This is a genomic window from Slackia faecicanis, assembly GCF_003725295.1.
In the GTDB taxonomy this organism is placed as follows: Bacteria; Actinomycetota; Coriobacteriia; order Coriobacteriales; family Eggerthellaceae; genus Slackia; species Slackia faecicanis.
The window spans coordinates 1-20657 of the sequence record NZ_QICB01000008.1 but is presented as its reverse complement, the minus strand read 5'-3'; the positions used below and the strand labels follow the sequence as shown (position 1 = coordinate 20657).

The window sequence follows — 20657 nt, the reverse complement described above, 5'->3', positions numbered from 1 at the left end:
GAAGCCCGACGACAGAACTTCTTTAGCGCTTCTTGGTCGGACGCTTCTTCTTCACCTTGCGCTCGACGTTGACCTTCACCGGCTGGACCTCGAGTTGCTCGGCCTCTTTGGCGGCCTCTTCCTTCTTCAGGATGCGCATGGTGAGCTGGCTCTGCAGGATGCCGATGACCGAAGACGTGCCCCAGAACAGGAGAACGCCTGCGGGAGAGCCCCAGGAAATCCAGAGCATCATGAGGGTCATGATGCCGCCCATGATCAGCATCTGGTTACGCTGCGCGCTGTCGTTGTGGATGTTCTGCAGCACCATAGGAAGGAAGGTGGCGCCGGCGAACACCAGCATCAGGACGAGGTACGGGAAAAACGCCATGAAGCCGTCGCCGAAAACGCCCGAAGGGGTCTGCGTGAGGTCGGGCACCATGCCGAAGAACGTGTACGCGGTATCTCCCTGACGTCCGCCCAGTTCGCGCAGGGTCTGGAACATGGCGAGGAAGATGGGCATCTGCAGCAGCATGGGCAGGCAGCCCGCCAAGGGGTTGAACTTGGTCTCGGCGTAAAGCTTCTGCATTTCCTCGTTCATGCGAACGGGGTCGTTGGCGAACTTGGTCTGGACCTCCTTGAGCAGAGGCTGGATCTTCTGCATCTGGAAGTTCGATTTGATCTGCTTGTGCATGATCGGGGCGACGATCGCACGGAAGATGATCGTGATGATGATGATCGCGAGACCCCAGTCTCCAACGAAGTTAAAGAAGAATTGGATACAGCTGAATATCCAATCTTTGAACGCGTCCCACATAGACTTACACCTTTCTACAGTTCGTCGGGCACAGGGTCATACCCTCCGGGATGGAAGGGATGGCACCTGCATATCCTCTTGACGGTCAGCCACCCCCCGCGGATGAATCCGAACCGCCGTATGGCGATGAGTCCGTATTCAGAACACGTGGGGATATAGCGACAACACGCGGGAAAAAGAGGAGATATAGCGACGCGATACACTTTTATCAATCCAAGCGCAGCGTTTTTGGGCAGCGCTCGAATGAACGACAGAGCCGCCTTGATCATCACATATGCACCTTCTCGTATCCGCCCGGAGCATTATCGCGAAGCAGACCTCGTAAGCCCCGCCTTCGACAGGGCTTTAGAACACGCATTGCTCACTTTACTATAAGACGCCTTGAGAATAGGGGCGCGAGCGAGAAACACAACGTCGTAGCCGTCCCAGGGAGCCCCGCATGCGCGGGCTATTTCCCTCATGCGTCGTTTAGCGCCGTTGCGCCAGACGGCATTTCCCGACTTTTTTCCCGCAATAAAAGCAACACGACCATGATCGAGCTCATGGTCGTGTTGATTGCAATGCTCCAGCACCATGACCGTCAGAAACGGCGTGCTGAATCTTTTTCCTTGCGAGAAAAGAAGGGATATATCGGCGCTCGACTTAATGGTCGATTTCAAACCGATGACCTTTCGTTACACGCAAAGACGCTTGCGGCCCTTGGCGCGACGTGCGGCCAAGACGGCACGACCACCCTTGGTAGCCATGCGGGCACGGAAACCGTGGCACTTGGCGCGCTTGCGCTTATTCGGCTGATAAGTGCGCTTCATATCGACTCCCTTTCAACGGACAGAAACCATAATCCTTTGATGAATAGCCGTACGAGTATACCTCGCACAGATTAAAAGTAAAGCATTTTTTCCTTATTCAACAGGGATAAGGCGAAAAACACCGCACGATCGCACGGTCGAGGGCGTATGTGCGAATGTCCGATAAAACGATATTCCTACTATATATATGTATAAGAACGCAGCGCCGCCGTATATGGAGTGCCGACCGCAGAACGCAATGCCGGCCGGAACGTAAGATGCGACGAATGGAAACCCGCCACGCCTCTCCCCTCGCTGCGAAACGAGGTTTTCCACACGCCGGCAGGCGCGCTCGCCGCCCGAAAGGGGAAAACGGGCTGCCCTTCCCCGCACTCTTGAAAACCATTCGGTTCTTCCCAATCGGCTATCCACCCGGTTTCCATGATTTCATGAAAAGAAATTTTTTACTGAACCATCTTTGTGGAAAACTGGAAAACTATCCTCTTTTCCACAAAGTGACCTCTGTGCCCTTGGGGATATTGTTGAAATTGTTGAAAATAAAATCGAGCTTTTCTTTACTCTGTGGAAAACCTAAAGTCAGTTTCTTCAATGTCCAAAATCAGGTCCGTGAAAACTGTTGAAACGATCGGAATAAACATCTTATTTATAGCATTTGAACTGGTATTATTCTTTTTAACATTTTTGATGAGAATGAAGTTGAAAATCCGGGAGTATTCGTAAGTAACCCGTGGATAACCTTACTGGTTTCAGCCAATTTTCCTCTTTCGTATTTTTCTTTTCCTCACTTTTCAAGTCATCTTTCCCCAATTGAATTTTTCTTTTCGCATGTTTTCAATACTTTCAACGATTCCTGAATAAAAAGTTGAAAATGTGGAAAATCTCGGGGTGATCAGGTGGAAAATTCCACACGAGGTGCAAAACGCCCTTGGAAAACTTTTCCACAAACCATAAAATGAGAAATCCACTCGGGGAAACGACGCTTCATTTTTCCGATGGGTACGCGAATCGGCGAAAATATCGGAATCGGGAAGACGTTGCAACACATTTCGGACACATCGGAGAACGCTCCAGTGCTCGCCGCCCCATCGAGCGGCGGTTTTTCGCGCGCACGCGTACCGATGCATGCCACATGCGACGCCCATTTCTCAAGCGAACCCCGCATCGCGGACATCGAGCCGCGCTCGACTCGAAAACACGTTCGAAGACCCGTCTTCGACAGCGTGCACCCCGGCCTATCGGACCGGCGACGTCAGCCTTTTCACCGCCGCCGAAGAATCCGGCACGCAATTGCGCCAGGCGGTTTTGCCGAGTCGCCGCACCTTTCTCTAAGGGAAAAACGCGACGCGGTACGGCTTGCAGGCCCCGGAATACGCCGGGGAAACCCTGACGAACGAATACCCCACCCTCTGACGAGGGTTTTTATAGAAAAGGTCGGACAATGATGGTCGATTCCAGCAATCTCTACGAAACATGGCAGCTCGTCTGCAACCAGGTCAAAGGCTATGACTCCGTCAACCCCGTGCAGGTGGACGCCTTCTTCAGCCGCCTGCAGCCGCAGGCGATTTCCGACGGCTTCCTGATTGTGACGGCCGACACCGCCTTTATCAAAAGCCAGGTCGAACGCCGTTTCATGACCACCATCCAGCAGGCTCTCAAAGACCTGTTCGGCATCGACTACCTGGTCGAAATCGAAGTCGACCCCATGGGCGACGCCGGCATGCCCGTTCAGATGGCCGCTCCCGTCGCCGCTCCCGCCCCGATGGCTCCCGCGCCCATTCCTGCGCAGCCTTTCGTCGCCGACCTCGCCCAGAACCAGGCGGTCGCAAACGAAATGCAGCCTGCCGCGGCACCGGCCCATCATTCCGGTACGACGCAGCCCATCGCGCCTGTTCAAGCCCAACCTGCGCCCGTCGAAGACGCCGGCGAAACCGGCGGAAACGTGATGTTTCCCGTGACCGCAGGCGAGGAAACCGAATTCGTCGAGCAGATCCTGCCCACCCCGCGCGGCGCCGAAACGCGCCGTCCGCGCAATGCCGTCAACGACACGGCGCTGCTCGCGTCGGCCCTCACCTTCGAAACCTTCGTCGTGGGCAATTCCAACCGCCTGGCGTATTCCATGGCGGTGGCCGTGGCCGAGGAACCGGGCAAAAAGAACCTCAACCCGCTGTTCATCTACGGCCGAAGCGGCCTGGGCAAAACGCACCTGCTGCGCGCGATCCAGAACTACATCATTGCGACGAACCCCCAGATGAGGGTGGTCTATATCGACTCCTCCGAGTTCTTGTCCGACTACACGGCGGCCGTCGTCGCGCACGACAAGAACAAAGACAGCTACCTGAACTTCCAAAACCGCTATCTCGATGCGGACGTCCTTCTCATCGACGACGTGCAGAAGTTCCAGGGCAAATCGGCCACGGTCGATATCGTGTTCCAGCTGTTCAACAAGCTCACCGACATGGGCAAGCAGGTCGTTTTGGCCGCCGACCGCGCGCCGAAGACGATCGATATCGACGAGCGCTACACGAGCCGCTTCAATTCCGGCGGAACCTGCGACATCCAGCCGCCGGAGGTCGAAACCAAGCTGGGCATCATCAAAGGCTTCATCGAGGAATACCGTTCTTCCGAAAACGCCTACGGGATCGACGTGCCCGAAGACATACAAATGTATATAGCCGAGATCTCGAGCTCGAACGTACGCGAGCTGAAAAGCGCGGTGACCAAGGTCATCTCGCAGATCACGTACTTCAACAACCCGGACATCTCGTTGCCCGACGTGCGCGTTCTGCTTGAAAACCACTTCCTTTCCGGCGCCAATAAGCGCCTCGACGTGGCAAGCATCCAAAAGGAAGTCGAACGCTACTACAAGATCAGCCATGCCGACCTCGTGGGCAAAAAGCGCTCGCGCAACATCGCCTATGCGCGCCAGGTGGCCATGTATCTCTGCCGCCAGATGCTCGACATTCCCTACAACGACATCGGCAAACGCTTCGACCGCGACCACTCCTCCGTCATGTACTCGGTCGGCCAGGTCGAAGAGAAACTCACGAAGAGCCGGGAGCTTCAGGAAGAGATCGAGCTGATCATGAAAAACATTAGGGAAAACTAGAGCAAAATCCGGGGAAGAAGGTGGAAAGAAAAATCGGCGCCGGAATCCGGTGGAGATCGGTGGGATCCCAGGAACAGGTATTCAGCCGCTCTTTTTCAATGATGACCAGCTGAAACGTCGGTTTTTCTTCATTTCAACCGTCCTTATTACTACTACTATTCTTATTACTCTACCTTTCTAGGAAGAAGGGAAACCGGCATGAAATTCAACATCAACAAGAGCGAGCTGCTCAACGCGCTTACGATCGTGTCCAAGGGAGCATCTTCTCGATCCACCCTGCCGGTGCTTTCCGGCGTCTACATCAAAGCCCATGGCGGCAGCCTCGTCATGCAGACCACCGACCTCGAACGATCCATTCGCTACGAGGTTCCTGCCTTGGTTGAAGAGGAAGGCGCCATCGTCATTCCGGAGAAGCTTCTGCTCGACATCGTCAAGCAGCTTCCCGATGCAGCCGTCGGCTTCGAAACCTTCGAAGGAACCGTTTCCGTTTCGTGCGACCAGTCTTCCTTCGTTTTGAAGACCCTCGATGCGCAAGACTTCCCGGAATTCCCGACCGTCGACATCACGAACAGCATCGTCGTTCCCTTCGATGCCTTCTGCACGATGGTCAAGCGCGTAGCCAAGGTGGTTTCGAAAGACCAGAGCCATGCCGTGCTCACCGGCGTGCTTATCTCCACAAGCGAAGCAGGCCTTAAAATGGTGGCCACCGACTCCTACCGTCTCGCCGTTTCTGAAATCGAATTCGGCGGCGTGCAGCAAGGCTTTGAAGCCATCGTGTCCGGCGCGTTTTTGCAGGAAGTCGCTTCGCTACCGAAGACCGACGACGTGATCGAAATCGGCCTTTCCCAGAACCAGATCGTGTTCACCTACCAGAACACGGTGTTCATCAACCGCCGCATTGAAGGTAATTTCCCCAACTACAAGCAACTCATTCCCGGCTCCTATGCAACGCAGACGCGTTTCTCGACTCAGGAGCTCATCACCGCCGTCAAGCGCGTCAGCCTGATCAGTAGCCTGTCGTCTCCGGTGAAATTCGACATGAACGAAGCAGCCGGCAATGCGGTCGTCAACACTGTGTCGCAAGACGTCGGGTCGGCCGAGGTCGTTCTCGATTGCGACGTCGTGGGAGAGAGCACCCAGATCGCGTTCAACCACCAGTACGTCTTGGACGGCCTTGCTTCCATCCCCACCCCGGAGGTCTACCTGGAAACGCAGTCGCCGCTCAAGCCCGGCATTTTCAAATCCGCCGGCGAGGAGAAATTCCTCTACCTCGTCATGCCCGTGCGCATCGCGTAAGGCGCATTTCGTGACGCTTCGTCTCGAAGGCATACAATTCCGCGATTTCCGTAGCTACGAGTCGTTTTCGCTCGACGGCCTGGCCGGCCTGACCGTTTTGCTGGGCCCCAACGCCGCGGGCAAGACGAACGCCATCGAGGGAATTCAGCTCATGACCGCGTTCGGGTCGTTTCGAAACCCCGTGGCCAAAGAGCTCGTTCGCTGGAACGCGCCGAACGCGCGCCTGAGCGCGCACCTGGTTTCGGCTTCGCGCGATTTGTCGGTGCAGGCGGAAATCAAGCCGGGGTCTCGCTCGTATAGCCTCAACGGGAAGAAGAAGGCCGTCCAAGACCTACAAGGCCTGCTGCCTTCGGTGGTGTTTTCGCCGGACGACCTCGTTTTAGCGAAGGGCGCGCAATCCCGGCGCCGGGCCGCGCTCGATCTTCTGGGCTGCCAGCTTTCGCGCAACCACCGGGTGATCAAACGCGATTTCGAACGGTTGGTCAGGCATAAGAACGCCCTGTTGAAAGACGAGGCGCCGGCGATGCTCGTCGAAAGCGTCAACGACATGCTCGTTCCCGCCGCGGTTCAGCTGTACCTGTACCGCGCGGCGCTGGCTGCGAAGCTGTTCTCGCGCATGTCCGAGGCGTATTCCGTCATGGCGGGCGGCGCCGAGCGGGTCGAGGCGACCTATGTGCCGTCGTGGGAATCGGAGGATGTGCGCGACGCCGCCCAAGCCGCGCCTATCGCGTTCTCCTACGCGAAAGACGAGGCCCGCGCCGCGCTCGAAGCCGCTTTGCGCGCCCGCGCGGCCGAAGAGCGCGTGCGAAAGAGGTCGGTGGTGGGCCCCCACCACGACCGGATCGAATTCTTCATCGACGGCCGGAACGCCTCCACCTTCGCGTCGCAGGGACAGCAGCGCTCGCTCGTGCTTGCGTGGAAGATGGCCGAAGTGGCCCTGGTGCGCGAAATCGTCGGTACGTCGCCGGTCTTGCTGCTCGACGACGTGATGAGCGAGCTCGATCCGCGAAGGCGCCGGGCTCTGGTCGAGCTGCTGGCGGAAGACACCCAGACGTTCATCACGGCGACCGACCCGTCGTGTTTCGACGGCGACCTGCTCGATGCGGCGCGCGTGATCGACCTCGGAAGGCAGGAACCATGGCTTCGATGATGCCGTTTTCGTCTGTTCTGCAGAAAACGCTGCGTTCCACCGCAACGTCGAGCGAGCTTGCCGCCAAGGCCGCCCGCGCGAATAAGGTGAAGCAGATGTGGCGCCATGCCGTGGAGCCGGTGTTTCTCGACCACACTAATGCGGTCTACATCATCAACGAGCACGGGGCCAAGGTGCTCATCGTCTACGTGGACGACAGCCTGTTCGCCGCCGAGCTCGACGCGCGCCGGGAGCTGATCAGAATGAAGCTGCTCGCGCGTTTCAACGAAGACATCGATGAATTCCGCATCATCATTTCGCGCGGCAAGATGAAGAAAAACTATCCGTTTCGCGCCCAGGAGGGAGGGCCGCTTCCCGCCGAACGCGCCCAGCGCGTTCCCATGCCTCCTGAGAAGCGCGCGCAATTGGAGCGGCAATGCGCGCCGATTAAGGACGAACGGCTGCGAGAGGCGCTGCTAAGGGCCATGATTTCCGACTTGGAGTGGAAATCGGGGGTAGAAAAGGAAAAACGCGATAATCCCCTCTCGTAGGCGGTATGAAGCATCGCTGGCGACGTGTTCGAAGGGCGTATGAAAGCCCTTTTGTGGTATCATGAACAGGTTGTCGGAATGTCAATTCACCCCAGCTTCAAATGATTTGGCGATGCTTCGGCTTTCCCCTTGCGCGGAAGGTCGGGCGATCGGTTCGCACGGATACCCAGGGCCCGCCCTCGCGCCGGCCTCCGTCCACCCGTCGCTTTCCCCGACAGCGTGTCAACCCATCAGACGAACTTGAAAAGGAGTAGGCACGTGGCACAGAAGAATCCCGGCCATTACGATGGCTCGGACATCCAGGTGCTCGAAGGCCTCGAGGCAGTCCGCAAGCGTCCCGGCATGTACATCGGTTCCACCGGTCCGCGCGGTCTGCATCATCTGGTCTACGAGGTCGTCGACAACTCGGTCGACGAGGCTTTGGCCGGCTATTGCACCAAGATCGACGTGGCCATCCATGAAGACAATTCCATCACGGTCGTCGACAACGGCCGCGGTATCCCCATCGATAAGCACCCCAAAGAGAAGATCCCGACGGTCGAGGTCGTTCTGACGATCCTGCACGCCGGCGGCAAATTCGGCGGCGAGGGCTACAAGGTGTCCGGCGGCCTGCACGGCGTCGGCGTTTCCTGCGTCAACGCGCTTTCGACGCGCCTCGAGGTCGAGGTCAAGCGCGACGGCGGCGTGTACGCCATCGCGTTCGAGCGCGGCAAGACGGTCGAGAAGCTCCACCGCATCGGCGATGCCGAGGGCACGGGCACCAAGACGACGTTCTGGCCCGACCCCGAGGTGTTCACCGAGACGCTCGTCTACGATTACGGCACCCTTGCCACCCGCTTCCGCGAGATGGCGTTTTTGAACAAGGGTCTGCATATCGAGCTGACCGATGAACGCGTGCCCGACGCCGACGGCAAGCCGAAAAGCGAGACGTTCCAGTACGCCGGCGGCATCGTCGACTTCGTGAAATACCTCAACGAAGGCAAAGAGACGCTCAACAAGCCGATCTATTTCGAGGCCGAAAGCGACGACGGCACGGTCGAGGTGGCCATGCAATGGTCGAGCAGCTACTCTTCGAGCGGCGTGCTCGCCTTCGCCAACAACATCAACACGCACGAGGGCGGCACGCACCTCGACGGATTCAAGAACGCCTTGACGCGCACGATCAACGACTACGCGCGTTCGCACGGCATTCTGAAGGAGAAGGACAACAACCTTTCGGGCGACGACACGCGCGAAGGCCTGGCCGCCGTCGTGAGCGTGAAGCTGCACGACCCGCAGTTCGAGGGCCAGACCAAGACCAAGCTCGGCAACACCGAGATCCGCGGCCTGGTTCAGGGCGCGGTGACCAAGGGCCTCGCCGAGTTCCTGGAAGAAAATCCCGCTCCGGCGAAGCGCATCATCGGCAAGGCCACCCAGGCCCTCAAGGCCCGCGAGGCCGCCCGCAAGGCTCGCGAGATGACGCGCCGCAAGGGCGTGCTCGACAGCTTCAGCATGCCTGGCAAGCTGGCCGACTGCTCCAGCAAAGACCCCTCGCTCTCCGAAATCTTCATCGTCGAGGGCGACTCGGCAGGCGGTTCGGCGAAGCAGGCGCGCGATCGTAAATACCAGGCCATCCTGCCGCTGCGCGGCAAGATCCTCAACGTCGAACGCGCCGGCCTCAACCGCGCCTTGTCGAGCGATACCATTTCCAGCCTGATCACGGCTATCGGCACGAACATCGGCGACGACTACAACGGCGACGCCGCGCGCTACCACCGCATCATCATCATGACCGATGCCGACGTCGACGGCGCGCATATCCGCTGCCTGCTGCTGACGTTCTTCTACCGCTACATGCCCGACCTGATCAACCGCGGCTACATCTACATTGCGCAGCCGCCGCTGTACGGCCTGAAGAAGAAGAATTCGAAATCGGGCAAGATTTTGAAGTACCTCTTCAACGACGAGGCGAAAGACCAGCTCATGGAAGAGCTCGGCGCCGACGCCGACAAATACGACATGCAGCGCTACAAGGGCCTCGGCGAGATGGACCCTGAGCAGCTGTGGGAAACCACGATGGAGCCCGAGACCCGCACGCTTCTGCAGGTGAGCATCGAAGACGCCGCCGCCGCCGAACTGGCCGTGTCCGAGCTCATGGGCGACCAGGTCGAGCCGCGCAAGGAGTTCATCCAGAAGCACGCTCGCGACGTGCGCTTCCTGGACATCTAGCCCCGTCGGCTTTCGAGAGCCGCGGGACCATGCGCCCGTTCGCGGCGGGGCCGGGCTCTGCGCCTTGCCCCGCCCGTCGGTCGGGCGGGCCCTCCCTTCGCTTTCAGCGGGAAGGCCGCGTCGCGTTCGCATCGGGCGGCTTCGCCGCCGCGGCGCTCGGGCGCGTGACCGCCGAACTGGGGCGCCCGCTCCTTCCGAGGGGCGCCGCCCTGCGGTCCGGCGCTTTGTTTCACGTGAAACATCGCGTGTTTCGCGTTTGTGATTAACGAACCTACGACTTCTACTTTGGAGGAAGAATCGTGGCTGAACAGAACTTCGACGATATCGATTCCGGAGCGTCCGGAATTAAATCCGCCGAGCTTGGCAAGGAGATGCGCACGTCGTTTCTCGAATATTCGATGAGCGTTATCATGTCGCGCGCCCTTCCCGACGTGCGCGACGGCCTCAAGCCCGTGCATCGCCGCATTTTGTACGCTATGTACGATAGCGGCATCACGCCCTCCCGTCCGCACAGCAAGTCCGCGCGTACGGTCGGCGACGTGATCGGCAAATACCATCCGCATGGCGACTCCGCCGTGTACGACACCATGGTCCGCCTGGCCCAGGACTTCTCCATGCGCGTTCCCCTGGTGGACGGCCATGGCAACTTCGGCAGCATCGACGGCGACTCCGCCGCCGCCATGCGTTACACCGAGGCCCGTCTGGCCAAGCCCGCCATGGAGCTTCTGCGCGACCTCGAGAAGGAGACGGTCGACTGGCGCCCTAACTACGACGAGAGCCTGCAGGAGCCCGAAGTGCTCCCCGCGCGCTTCCCGAACCTGCTCGTTAACGGCAGCAACGGCATCGCCGTCGGCATGGCGACCAACATCCCGCCCCACAACCTGGGCGAGACGATCGACGCCACGTGCCTGATGCTCGACAACCCGGACGTCACCACCGAGGAGCTCATGAAGGTGCTCCCCGGCCCCGACTTCCCCACCGGCGGCATCATCATGGGCCGCAAGGGCATCATCGACGCCTACGAAACCGGCCGCGGCAGCCTGACGATCCGCGCCAAGCACAAGATCGTCGAGGGCAAGAACGGCAAGAGCTCCATCGTCATCACCGAGATTCCCTATCAGGTGAACCGCACCAACCTGATGACCAAGCTGGGCGAGCTGATCCGCGAGAAGAAGCTCCCTGAGATCTCGAACGTGCACGATGGCGCCGACCGCAACAGCCCGGTCGACATCATCATCGAGCTCAAGCAGAACGCCATCCCGCAGGTGGTGCTCAACAAGCTGTACAAGCACACCCAGCTGCAGGTGGGCTGGGGCGTGAACATGCTCGCTCTGGTGGACGGCGTTCCCCATACGCTTTCGCTCAAGGAGATGCTGTTCCACTACATCAAGCACCAGGAGGATGTCATCATCCGCCGCACGCGCTTCGACCTGCGCAAGGCCGAGGAGCGCGCCCATATCCTGGAGGGCCTGCTGATCGCGCTCGACCATATCGACGAGGTCATCGCCATCATCCGCGGCTCTCAGACCGACAAAGAGGCGTCCGCCAAGCTGCAGGAGCGCTTCTCTCTGTCCGAGGCCCAGACGGCCGCGATCCTCGAGATGCGCCTGCGCCGCCTGACCGGCCTGGAGCGTCACAAGCTCGAGGACGAGTTGAACGAGCTGCGCGAGAAGATCGCCTACTACAAGCAGATCCTTTCCGACGAGGCGCTCATGCGCCAGGTCATCAAGGAAGAGCTGCAGGAGATCAAGAGCAAGTTCGATACCCCGCGCCGCACCCGTCTTGCCGCCGAGGCCAAAGACCTCGACGTGGAGGACCTGATCGCGGAAGAGGACATGGTCGTCACCGTGACCAAGGCCGGCTACGTCAAGCGCCTGCCCGTGGCCACGTATCGCCAGCAGAAGCGCGGCGGCAAGGGCATGCAGGGCGTCAACCTGAAAGACAACGACTTCGTCGAGCACCTGTTCGTGGCGTCCACGCATAGCTACATGCTGTTCTTCTCCACGGCGGGCAAGGTATATCGCCTGAAGGTCTACGAGCTTCCCGAGGCGAGCCGCCACGCGCGCGGTACGGCCATCGTGAACCTGCTGCCGCTCGCCAAGGGCGAGACCATTTCGGCGATCATCGCCACGAAGGACTTCCCCGAGGACGAATTCCTCATGTTCGGCACCGAGCAGGGCATGGTGAAGAAGACCTCCATGAGCCTGTACGACCGTACGCGCCGCGACGGCCTGATCGCCATCAACCTGAAAGACGGCGACAGCCTGATTGCCGTGCGCCGCGTGAAGCAGGGCGAGAAGGTCATGATGGTGTCGAGCGCGGGCAAGGCCATCATGTGGGACGAGTCCGAGGCCCGCGCCATGGGTCGCGACACCATGGGCGTGCGCGGCATGACGGTGCCTGCGGGCGTGAAGGTCTTGGGCATGGAAATCGCCAAGCCCGATACCGAGCTGTTCGTCATCACCGAGAAGGGCTACGGCAAGAGGACTCCGGTCGTGGAATACCCCGAGCACCATCGCGGCGGCCAGGGCGTCTTCACCATCACGATGACGGCGAAGAAGGGCTTGCTGACGGCTATGAAGGTCGTGAAGCCTTCAAGCGAGCTCATGATCATCTCCGAGGAGGGCGTCGTGATCCGCACCCCCGTCGAGGACGTGAGCCAGCTCGGCCGCTCGACCCAGGGCGTGCGCGTGATGAACGTGGCTGACGAGGACAAGGTGACGGCGGTGGCCATCGCCACCGATTCGACGAAGAGGCGCCAGAAGAAGGCCGCCGAGTCCGTCGAGCCCGACCCGAACCAGACGTCGCTGATCGAAGTGGCATCGAACGCCGCCGACGATGACGACGACGAGCTGTCGGGCGCCGAAAGGGACTAGCGCCGTACAGCCTTCCATAGGCCGGCTTCGAGCCGGATATGCACGGTATTCGAAGCCGGCCCTGGGTTTCCAGGGCCGGCTTTTTGCTTGCTGGAAGCGCGCGATTCGCGTCATGCCAGAGCCGCCGCAGGGGAGGCCGATCAGCGGTGTTCCGATTTGTTTTGACAATTTCCCCAGGTCAGAGACTATTCCGCATTCAATTGGAAAAAAATTTAAAATTGTTCTTGCCAAAACGTGCAAGTCTGTTTTATTATAGCGGAGCACTTTCGTTGCGGGCCTGTAGCTCAGGTGGTTAGAGCGCACGCCTGATAAGCGTGAGGTCACAAGTTCGAGTCTTGTCAGGCCCACCATCCGTAATGAATAGACGCTCCACCGTGAGCCACGAGCCGGTGGAGCGTTTATTGTAAGTGCCATTCCGGGGCTTTAGCTCAGCTGGGAGAGCGCGGGCTTTGCAAGCCTGAGGTCAGGGGTTCGATCCCCCTAAGCTCCACCATACATGTCGATGCAGGTTCATTCGAGCCTGCATTTTTTTTTATTTCTCGAGACATCCCCGCCTCCCCTTCTGGCGATCCTCGCCTCTCCTTCGGCTCGCTATTTGTCGCCTCTCCGGGCTTTTCCTGCAAAATTATCGCGCTACCTCGCCCGATGCTATAATGGCGCGTCGCAAAAAACGACAGGCGAAAGAAACGAAGGGAGCGGCGTGAATCGCATCGAAGCGCTTAATATTCTCGGCCTCGACGACGACGCCACGGCCCAAGACATCAAAACCGCCTACAAAGAATGCGTGCAGATCTTCCACCCCGACCGCTTCGCGGGCAATAAAAAGCTTCAGGAACGCGCGACCGAGCAGTTCAAGCGCCTTCAGGATGCTTATGAATTCCTCAAATCGGGTCGCGGGTCGAAGGAGGCGTCGGGTTCCGCCCGGTCGTCTCGATCGGTTTCCTACGTGGAGGCCCAGCTTGCCGGTCTGGCGGCCGCCAGAACGCAGCTCGTCGCCCAGCGCGACGCCTTGTACGACGAACGCCGCAACGCCGTCATCATGATGGCCGTCGGCGCCGCGGGGGCCATCCTCGGAAGGCGCGTCATTTGGATCGCAGGCATTGCGGGCGCGCTTATCGTCTGGGGAATCGTTTCGGTGATCGCCGCGTGCCAGAACATCTCCACCATCAACGATCACCTCAAAGAGATAGACATGCAGAAACGCCAGCTTGAACAAGATTGGGAAGAAGACTGATGAAGCAAGAAAACATCCGTAACGTAGCCATCATCGCGCACGTCGACCACGGCAAGACCACGATGGTCGACCGCCTGCTGTTCGCCGCGAATGTGTTCCGCAGCAACCAGCAGGTCGAAGAGCGCGTGCTCGACAGCAACGACCAGGAGCGCGAGCGCGGCATCACCATTCTGTCGAAGAACATCTCGGTGCAGTACAAAGACACCAAGATCAACGTCATCGACACCCCGGGCCACGCCGACTTCGGCGGCGAGGTCGAGCGCGTCCTCAACATGGCCGACGGCGCCCTGCTAATCGTCGACGCCTACGAGGGCCCCAAGCCCCAGACCCGCTTCGTGCTTTCGCACGCTCTGGAGCTCGGCCTGCGCATCGTCGTGGTGGTGAACAAGATCGACCGCCCCAACGCCGACCCGCATGCCGCGGTCGACAAGGTGTTCGACCTCATGGTCGAGCTCGGCGCGAACGACGAGCAGCTCGACTTCCCCGTGGTCTACGCTTCGGCCGTGAACGGCTACGCCCGCTTCGACCCCGAAGACGGCAACATGGACATGATCCCGCTGCTCGACACCATTCTTAAGGAGATCCCCGCTCCCGAGGTCGAAATAGACGCCCCCGTGGCGCTGCAGGTCTGCACGATCGACCACAGCAGCTACGAGGGCCGCATCGGCATCGGCCGCCTGCACAGCGGCGTCATGCACGAGAAGGAACTCGTGCTGGTGAAGAAGGCCGACGGCTCCGAATACAACGCCCAGGTGCGCAAGGTGTACACCTTCGAGAATCTCGGCAAGAACGAGGTTCCCGAGGCACAGGCCGGCGATATCATCGCCGTCATCGGCATCGAGGATGCCGACATCGGAGACATCATCACCGACCGCGAGAATCCCGTCGAGCTCGACCCCATCGCCGTGGAAGAGCCCACGATGGCCGTCGTGTTCGAGGCCTCCACGAGTCCGATCGTGGGCCGCGAAGGCGATATCGTGGGCGCCCGCCAGCTGAAAGAGCGCCTCATGCGCGAGAAGGAGAGCAACATCTCCATGCGCATCGAGGAGACCGAGGACCACTCTGGCGTGCGCGTCGCAGGCCGCGGCGTTTTGCACCTGTCCGTTCTCATGGAGACCATGCGCCGCGAGGGCTTCGAGTTCCAGGTCGGCCGTCCCCAGGTCGTCTATAAGGTCGACGAGAACGGCAACAAGCTCGAGCCGATCGAGGAAGCGACCGTCGACGTTCCCAACGACTACGCGGGCAAGGTCATCGAGGTCATGGGCACCGCCGGCGGCATCATGGAAGACATGGTCACCGACGAGGTCGCCACGCACCTCACCTTCCGTATCCCCTCTCGCGGCACCATGGGACTGAAGACCCGCGTGCTCAACGTGAGCCACGGCGAGGCCATCCTGTTCCACCACTTCCGCGAGTACGGCCCCTACTCCGGCGAAATGACCGGCCGCAAGAACGGCGGCATGATCGCCATGAGCACCGGCAAGGCCGTCGCATACGCGCTCGACACGCTGCAGGAGCGCGGACGTCTGTTCGTCGGCCCCGGCGACGAGTGCTATGAGGGCATGATCGTCGGCGAGAGCGCCAAGGAAGGCGACATGGTGGTCAACGTCGAGAAGGCGAAGTCTCTGGGCAACCAGCGCTCCTCGTCGGCCGACAAGGCGATCCAGCTCACGCCTCCGATCACCTTCACGCTGGAAGAGGCGCTGGAGTACATCGAAGACGATGAGCTCGTCGAGGTCACGCCTCAGAGCATCCGCCTGCGTAAGCGCCTGCTGTCCGCAGTCGACCGCCGCAAGGCCAACAAGAAATAACGCGCGAACCGCATCGCGCGACAGGCCGCGGCAGGCGGCCGACGGGGCCGGGCCGGAAAGTCAGACTTTCCGGCCCGGCCTTTCGTTTCGGGACGAAGAAGCGAAGGGGCGCCCGGGCTCGCCCTTCAGGGGTGAAAAAGCCGCCGTATCGGGTGAAATAGCATGTCGCATACTCTTTTTCGGGTAAAAACAGCCGTCGTTGTGGGTGTATTGTGGACGCTATTTCGGCTTTCAGGGCGTATGGCACAATACCCATCGCTGTAGCGAAGGGATGGTTTCCCTTGGCATTATTGTTTCGAGAGGTGTGACTCATGAAAACTTCTGGCTTGTTGAGGGCTGCGTGCGTTGCGGCCTTGACGGTTACGTGCGGGCTCGGCCTTGTGGCGTGCTCGGGCGAATCGAACGCCGATTCTTCGGGCGCCGATATCAATGACGTTTCCGGCGGCGTGGCCGCCACGGTGAACGGCGTCGAGCTCGGCGAGAAGGCGATTACCGCGTACGTCGACAGCTTCCGTTCGTCCAACGGCCTTACGGAAGATTCCGACTGGGCCCAGTGGATGGTCGATAACGGCCTCGATGCGACCGCCGTCCGCGAGGAAGTCATCGACTACTACGTGAGCCAGGAGCTCATCCGCCAGGCTGCCGAAGAGAACGGCGTCGTGGTCGACGATGCCCAGGTCGACGAGCAGATTTCCACCATGCGCGGCTACTACTCCTCCGACGAAGAGTGGAAGAACGCCCTCCAGGCCGTCGGTGTCACCGAGGACCGCTATCGCGACATGATCAAGCTGAACCTCATCGAGGCCGGCCTGATGGACAAGGTCGCGGCGCCCACCGAGCCCACCGAAGAGGAAATGCTGCAGTACGCGCAGATGTACGCTTCCGCCTATGACGGAGCCAAGAAGTCCAGCCACATCCTGTTCGCTTCCGAGGAGCAGGCCACGGCTCAGGAGGTTCTCGATAAGATCAACGCCGGCGAGCTCGATTTCGCCGAGGCTGCGAAGCAGTACTCCACCGACGAGGGCTCCAAGGAAGACGGCGGCAATGTTGGCTGGGATAAGCTGACCACGTTCGTCGAGGAATACCAGACCGCTCTCGACGGCCTTGAGAAGGACCAGGTGAGCGGACTCGTCACCACGAACTACGGCATCCACATCATCAAGTGCACCGACGTGTTCACCGCTCCTGAAGAGGTGACCTCCGTCGACCAGATCCCCGTGGAGTTCAGCGACGGCATCAAGAAGTCGATCGAGTCCTCCAGCAGGAGCCAGGCGTATTCCGATTGGTACGCCGGCTATAAGGAGGCCGCCGACATCGTGATCAACGACATGCCCTCCGACGTTTCCTACAACGTCGACACCACGGGCGTGACCCCGACCACCCCTGAGGACACGGCCGCTCCCGGCGTTCCCGGCGGTGCGTCGGCCGGAGATGCCGCTGCCGAATCCAGCGATGCCGCCGAGGGCGAGCAGGCCGAGCCCGCCGAAGAGGCCGCTGCGGAATCTGCCCAGGTCCCCGAGACCGACGGCGCCACCACTGCGCGCTAGTTCCGGTTTAACGCCATCGAATAAGACCGCTTGCGAGCGGTCTTATTTATTTTCAAATAGGGCTGGTATTTTTTCTCGCTTTTGCTATACTTTATTGCCGCTGCATGAGATATGCAGCCAATCGAATACGGAGAGATGTCCGAGCTGGCCGAAGGAGCACGATTGGAAATCGTGTATGCGCCAAAAGCGTATCTGGGGTTCGAATCCCCATCTCTCCGCCAGAATTCATTACGCCGCTCGCAAGAGCGGCGTTTTTTTACGCTAGAGGTGGGCTGGATCGCATTATGGAATCGGGCCCCCATGGCGTTTCACGTGAAACACTTGTCCGATTCTGTCGAACCTGTTACTATGCACTACTGCGCATGGCAGATGCCATGCCACCCTGCGGAGGGGTGGCAGAGTGGTTGAATGCGGCGGTCTCGAAAACCGTTTCACCCGTAACCCGGGTGACGAGGGTTCGAATCCCTCCTCCTCCGCCAGAACGAATGCAACAGGTCCGGGAGAGCTCGGGCCTGTTTTTTTATTTCCGGTCAACGGGATTCGAACCGATAACGTCGCGCGCGCCGACGTTTTTTCGAAACTTCCTACCCGGCTGCTTTCGCCCTGAAGAAAAAAAGCCCGCCGAAAACGGCGGGCTTGGCGAAGACGGGCGTGAAATTACTCCTCGTCGTCTTCGATGATGTCGGAGACGGGCTCTTTGCCGGCGAGGAAGTTCGGGGCCTCGGCGATGTAGCAGACCTCTTCTTCGAACTCGATGCCGTTCTCGCCCTCGGTGTAGAGCAGACCCACGGCGACGCCTGCAGCGTCTCCCGCCATGCCGCCCTCGGCGATGATGGCGTCCTTGTCGCCGTCATCGGTTTCGACGTAGCCGTCGTAGCAGAACGCGTACGCACGCGCGCCCTCGGCGCCTTCGATGGTGTTCTGGGCGGACTCGAAGCACTCGTCGGTCGTGCCGGTGTGGGTTTCCTCGAAGACCGACTCGCCGATCAGTAGGGCGGTGAAGGGAACGACGTCCTCGCCGTCGTCCATGCGCTGCTGGGCTTCCTCGATCGTCTGCAGCAGCAAGACCTCGAGGGTCTCGTCGAGCTGGGGCACTCCGATGGTGTCGCTTTCGACATTCCTGTCAGCCATGGCATCTCCTTTTTCCGTGCGGCGCCTTTGTCGCCGCGGCTTTCGTTCGCCAAAAAGTATAAAAGACCGCCGCCGCGTTTTCCTTTCGGCGCGCGTTCGTGCATAGGGAAACCCGAAATGAACCGCGCCGGAGGCATTTCGCGGCCGGAGCGCGGCCGGCGATGCGCGAAATACGGGCCGGGTCGCGAGGCTATGCTCATGGACAAGTTGTGATGTGCGCACCGACGTGGGATTTTGTATTTGCATCGGGCCTGTCTTGCTGGTACTATAGCCAGGTTTCCTGTCCCGGGCAGATGCCTTCATGCGTCCCGGGGCCGTAAGTCCAGAGGAGGTGACATAATGAAGGCTTATGAATTGTTGTTCTTTGTCGCGCCTACGATCGACGACGAAACCCGTTTGGCAGTTATGAAGCGTATCGAGACCACCATCGCCGAGGGCGAGGGTAAGGTCGACAACGTCGAGGACTGGGGCAAGCGCAAGCTTGCATTCGAGGTCGAGGGCCTGACCGAGGGTGAGTACACCCTGATCGATTTCCACGCAAATCCCGCTAATATCGCGGAGCTGGATCGCGTGCTGCGCATCACCGACGCGGTGGTCCGCCACAAGATCGTCCACCGCGCCGATCGCGACTAATCGCGATCGAGCTATCGGATTGAGGGCGCACGCCCTCGTTGCTGTAAGGAATGAGGAAGAGCAATGAGCATCAACAAAGTGGTCATATCGGGCAACCTCACGCGCGACCCCGAGCTGCGTCAGACCGCGAACGGTTTTCCTGTTCTCGGCTTCGGCGTGGCGGTCAACGACCGTCGCAAGAACCAGCAGACGGGCGAATGGGAGGATTACCCGAACTTCATCGACTGCACGATGTTCGGAGCTCGCGCCGAAAGCGTCTCTCGTTTCCTGAGCAAGGGTTCCAAGGTTGCCATCGAAGGAAAGCTTCGTTGGTCCCAGTGGGAGCGCGACGGACAGAAGCGTAGCAAGATCGAAGTCATCGTCGACGAGATCGAGTTCATGGCTTCGCGCGATGGCGGCGGCAACGCCGGCATGCCGCGCATGTCCGCCCCGACATACGCCCCCGCGGCGATGCCCGCAGCCCCCGCGGTGGATACCTCCGTCTACGACGAGGATATCCCCTTCTAACCTGCGAACCACCGACAACAGTATCTTAAAAGGATTTGAAAGAGGAAATCATGGCTGAATACACCAAGCAGCCGCGCCGCAAGTACTGCCAGTTCTGCAAAGAGGACACGCAGTACGTCGATTACAAAGACACGGCTATGCTGCGCAAATACATGACCGATCGTGGCAAGATCAAGCCCCGTCGCGTGACGGGCGCTTGCGTCCAGCACCAGCGCGATATCGCCACCGCTATCAAGAACGCTCGTGAAATGGCTCTCATGCCTTACACGGTGCCTGCTGTCAGCGGCCGCGGCGATCGTCGCAACCGCTAGGAGGTTTCCATGAAGGTTATCCTGCTTACCGAGTTGAAGGGCAAGGGTGGCGAAGGCGACGTCGTCGAGGTCGCCCGCGGCTTCTTCAACAACTACCTGGGCCCCCAGAAGATGGCTGTCCTTGCTACCAAGGGCAACCTGAAGCAGCTGGAGCAGCGCAAGGACAACATCGCCAAGCGCGAAGAGCAGCGCATCGCCGATGCCAACGCTCTCAAGGCTGCCCTCGAGGGCAAGAAGATCCTGGTCGAGGTCAAGGTCGGCGAAGAGGGCGTCCTCTTCGGTTCCGTGACCGCCGCCATGATCGCCGATGCCGTCAAGGCTGAGCTGGGCATCGAAATCGACCGCAAGCGTCTCGAGGTCAAGAAGGCCATCAAGACCGCTGGCGAGCATGTCGTGGCCCTGTCCATCTACCGCGACATCAAGGTCGACCTCAACCTCATCGTCGGCGAGGCTATCGCCGAAGAGGCTGCTGAAGAGGTCGTCGAGGAAGTCGAGACCGCCGAAGAGGCCGTCGAGGCTACCGAGGAAGCTGCCGAGTAGCGCTTCTACCGCTTACTGAAACGCCCTGCGTATGCAGGGCGTTTTTTATTTAATGGCTTCAGCCTGGCGCGCGCGTAGCCGCGCCGAGACAACCACCCGCTTTGCGGGTGGTACCCAATCTGCTTTACAAAACCACCTTTCCGTCGGATATTGACGATGTTCAGGCCGTCAAAAA

General features: G+C 59.9%; 19 protein-coding genes and 4 tRNA genes. 18 read left to right on the top strand and 5 right to left on the bottom strand.

What is annotated here, in order from left to right:
• Window positions 1-22: 22 nt before the first annotated feature.
• The 4 genes from DMP07_RS08145 to rpmH are packed head-to-tail and all read right to left on the bottom strand — an operon-like array spanning window position 23 to window position 1602.
• Complete coding sequence (locus DMP07_RS08145; protein ID WP_123198654.1) at window positions 23-793, bottom strand: YidC/Oxa1 family membrane protein insertase; 771 nt, start codon at window positions 791-793, stop codon at window positions 23-25.
• Window positions 794-807: 14 nt separating this feature from the next.
• Window positions 808-1062 carry a membrane protein insertion efficiency factor YidD gene (yidD, locus tag DMP07_RS08140; RefSeq protein WP_123198653.1) on the bottom strand — a complete coding sequence of 85 codons (255 nt, stop codon included), beginning with the start codon at window positions 1060-1062 and terminating at the stop codon, window positions 808-810.
• A 33-nt stretch (window positions 1063-1095) separates the two neighbouring features.
• Complete coding sequence (rnpA, locus tag DMP07_RS08135) at window positions 1096-1452, bottom strand: ribonuclease P protein component (protein WP_123198652.1); 357 nt, start codon at window positions 1450-1452, stop codon at window positions 1096-1098.
• 15 nt (window positions 1453-1467) lie between these two features.
• Complete coding sequence (gene rpmH, locus DMP07_RS08130; protein ID WP_040626826.1) at window positions 1468-1602, bottom strand: 50S ribosomal protein L34; 135 nt, start codon at window positions 1600-1602, stop codon at window positions 1468-1470.
• A gap of 266 nt (window positions 1603-1868) precedes the next feature.
• Here rpmH and DMP07_RS08720 point away from each other — a divergent pair, with 266 nt between their 5' ends.
• The 14 genes from DMP07_RS08720 to DMP07_RS08065 all read left to right on the top strand — a co-directional run bounded on the left by DMP07_RS08720 (window position 1869) and on the right by DMP07_RS08065 (window position 17839).
• Window positions 1869-2222 (top strand): hypothetical protein, encoded by a 354-nt coding sequence (locus DMP07_RS08720; RefSeq protein WP_148039660.1) that lies wholly within the window; start codon window positions 1869-1871, stop codon window positions 2220-2222.
• Window positions 2223-3043: 821 nt separating this feature from the next.
• A complete protein-coding gene (gene dnaA / locus DMP07_RS08125; RefSeq protein WP_123198684.1) occupies window positions 3044-4708 on the top strand; it encodes a chromosomal replication initiator protein DnaA in 1665 nt (554 codons plus the stop codon).
• 198 nt (window positions 4709-4906) lie between these two features.
• A complete protein-coding gene (gene dnaN, locus DMP07_RS08120) occupies window positions 4907-6004 on the top strand; it encodes a DNA polymerase III subunit beta (RefSeq protein ID WP_123198651.1) in 1098 nt (365 codons plus the stop codon).
• Window positions 6005-6014: 10 nt separating this feature from the next.
• Complete coding sequence (gene recF / locus DMP07_RS08115; RefSeq protein WP_123198650.1) at window positions 6015-7154, top strand: DNA replication/repair protein RecF; 1140 nt, start codon at window positions 6015-6017, stop codon at window positions 7152-7154.
• Window positions 7142-7684 carry a DciA family protein gene (locus DMP07_RS08110; protein WP_123198649.1) on the top strand — a complete coding sequence of 181 codons (543 nt, stop codon included), beginning with the start codon at window positions 7142-7144 and terminating at the stop codon, window positions 7682-7684. Before recF ends, DMP07_RS08110 begins: the two co-directional genes overlap by 13 nt.
• A 258-nt stretch (window positions 7685-7942) precedes the next feature.
• Window positions 7943-9892 carry a DNA topoisomerase (ATP-hydrolyzing) subunit B gene (gyrB, locus tag DMP07_RS08105; RefSeq protein ID WP_123198648.1) on the top strand — a complete coding sequence of 650 codons (1950 nt, stop codon included), beginning with the start codon at window positions 7943-7945 and terminating at the stop codon, window positions 9890-9892.
• Window positions 9893-10191: 299 nt separating this feature from the next.
• Window positions 10192-12768: a DNA gyrase subunit A gene (gene gyrA, locus DMP07_RS08100; RefSeq protein WP_123198647.1), complete on the top strand. Its 2577-nt coding sequence runs from the start codon at window positions 10192-10194 to the stop codon at window positions 12766-12768.
• Window positions 12769-13041: 273 nt separating this feature from the next.
• Window positions 13042-13118, top strand: a tRNA-Ile gene (locus DMP07_RS08095).
• Between the two features lie 67 nt (window positions 13119-13185).
• Window positions 13186-13261, top strand: a tRNA-Ala gene (locus DMP07_RS08090).
• Window positions 13262-13468: 207 nt separating this feature from the next.
• On the top strand, window positions 13469-14002 hold the full coding sequence (locus DMP07_RS08085; protein WP_123198646.1) for a J domain-containing protein: 534 nt from the start codon (window positions 13469-13471) through the stop codon (window positions 14000-14002).
• Window positions 14002-15813 (top strand): translational GTPase TypA, encoded by a 1812-nt coding sequence (gene typA / locus DMP07_RS08080; RefSeq protein ID WP_123198645.1) that lies wholly within the window; start codon window positions 14002-14004, stop codon window positions 15811-15813. Before DMP07_RS08085 ends, typA begins: the two co-directional genes overlap by 1 nt.
• 353 nt (window positions 15814-16166) lie before the next feature.
• Window positions 16167-17360, top strand: coding sequence for a peptidylprolyl isomerase (locus tag DMP07_RS08075; protein ID WP_244594951.1), 1194 nt, complete (start codon window positions 16167-16169; stop codon window positions 17358-17360).
• Between the two features lie 129 nt (window positions 17361-17489).
• A tRNA-Ser gene (locus tag DMP07_RS08070) sits at window positions 17490-17581 on the top strand.
• 165 nt (window positions 17582-17746) lie between these two features.
• Window positions 17747-17839 (top strand) — tRNA-Ser (locus DMP07_RS08065).
• 178 nt (window positions 17840-18017) lie between these two features.
• Here the strand turns inward: DMP07_RS08065 and DMP07_RS08060 are convergent.
• Window positions 18018-18491: a hypothetical protein gene (locus tag DMP07_RS08060; protein WP_123198643.1), complete on the bottom strand. Its 474-nt coding sequence runs from the start codon at window positions 18489-18491 to the stop codon at window positions 18018-18020.
• A 339-nt stretch (window positions 18492-18830) separates the two neighbouring features.
• Between DMP07_RS08060 and rpsF the strand changes: the two genes are divergently transcribed.
• The 4 genes from rpsF to rplI all read left to right on the top strand — a co-directional run bounded on the left by rpsF (window position 18831) and on the right by rplI (window position 20482).
• The gene (gene rpsF / locus DMP07_RS08055; RefSeq protein ID WP_123198642.1) at window positions 18831-19124 is read left to right on the top strand and encodes a 30S ribosomal protein S6; all 294 of its coding nucleotides are present in this window, start codon (window positions 18831-18833) and stop codon (window positions 19122-19124) included.
• A 63-nt stretch (window positions 19125-19187) separates the two neighbouring features.
• The gene (locus tag DMP07_RS08050) at window positions 19188-19631 is read left to right on the top strand and encodes a single-stranded DNA-binding protein (protein ID WP_123198641.1); all 444 of its coding nucleotides are present in this window, start codon (window positions 19188-19190) and stop codon (window positions 19629-19631) included.
• Window positions 19632-19681: 50 nt separating this feature from the next.
• Window positions 19682-19942, top strand: a complete 261-nt coding sequence (gene rpsR, locus DMP07_RS08045) for a 30S ribosomal protein S18 (protein WP_123198683.1) — start codon at window positions 19682-19684, stop codon at window positions 19940-19942.
• A gap of 9 nt (window positions 19943-19951) precedes the next feature.
• Complete coding sequence (gene rplI, locus DMP07_RS08040; RefSeq protein WP_123198640.1) at window positions 19952-20482, top strand: 50S ribosomal protein L9; 531 nt, start codon at window positions 19952-19954, stop codon at window positions 20480-20482.
• Window positions 20483-20657 lie beyond the last annotated feature (175 nt).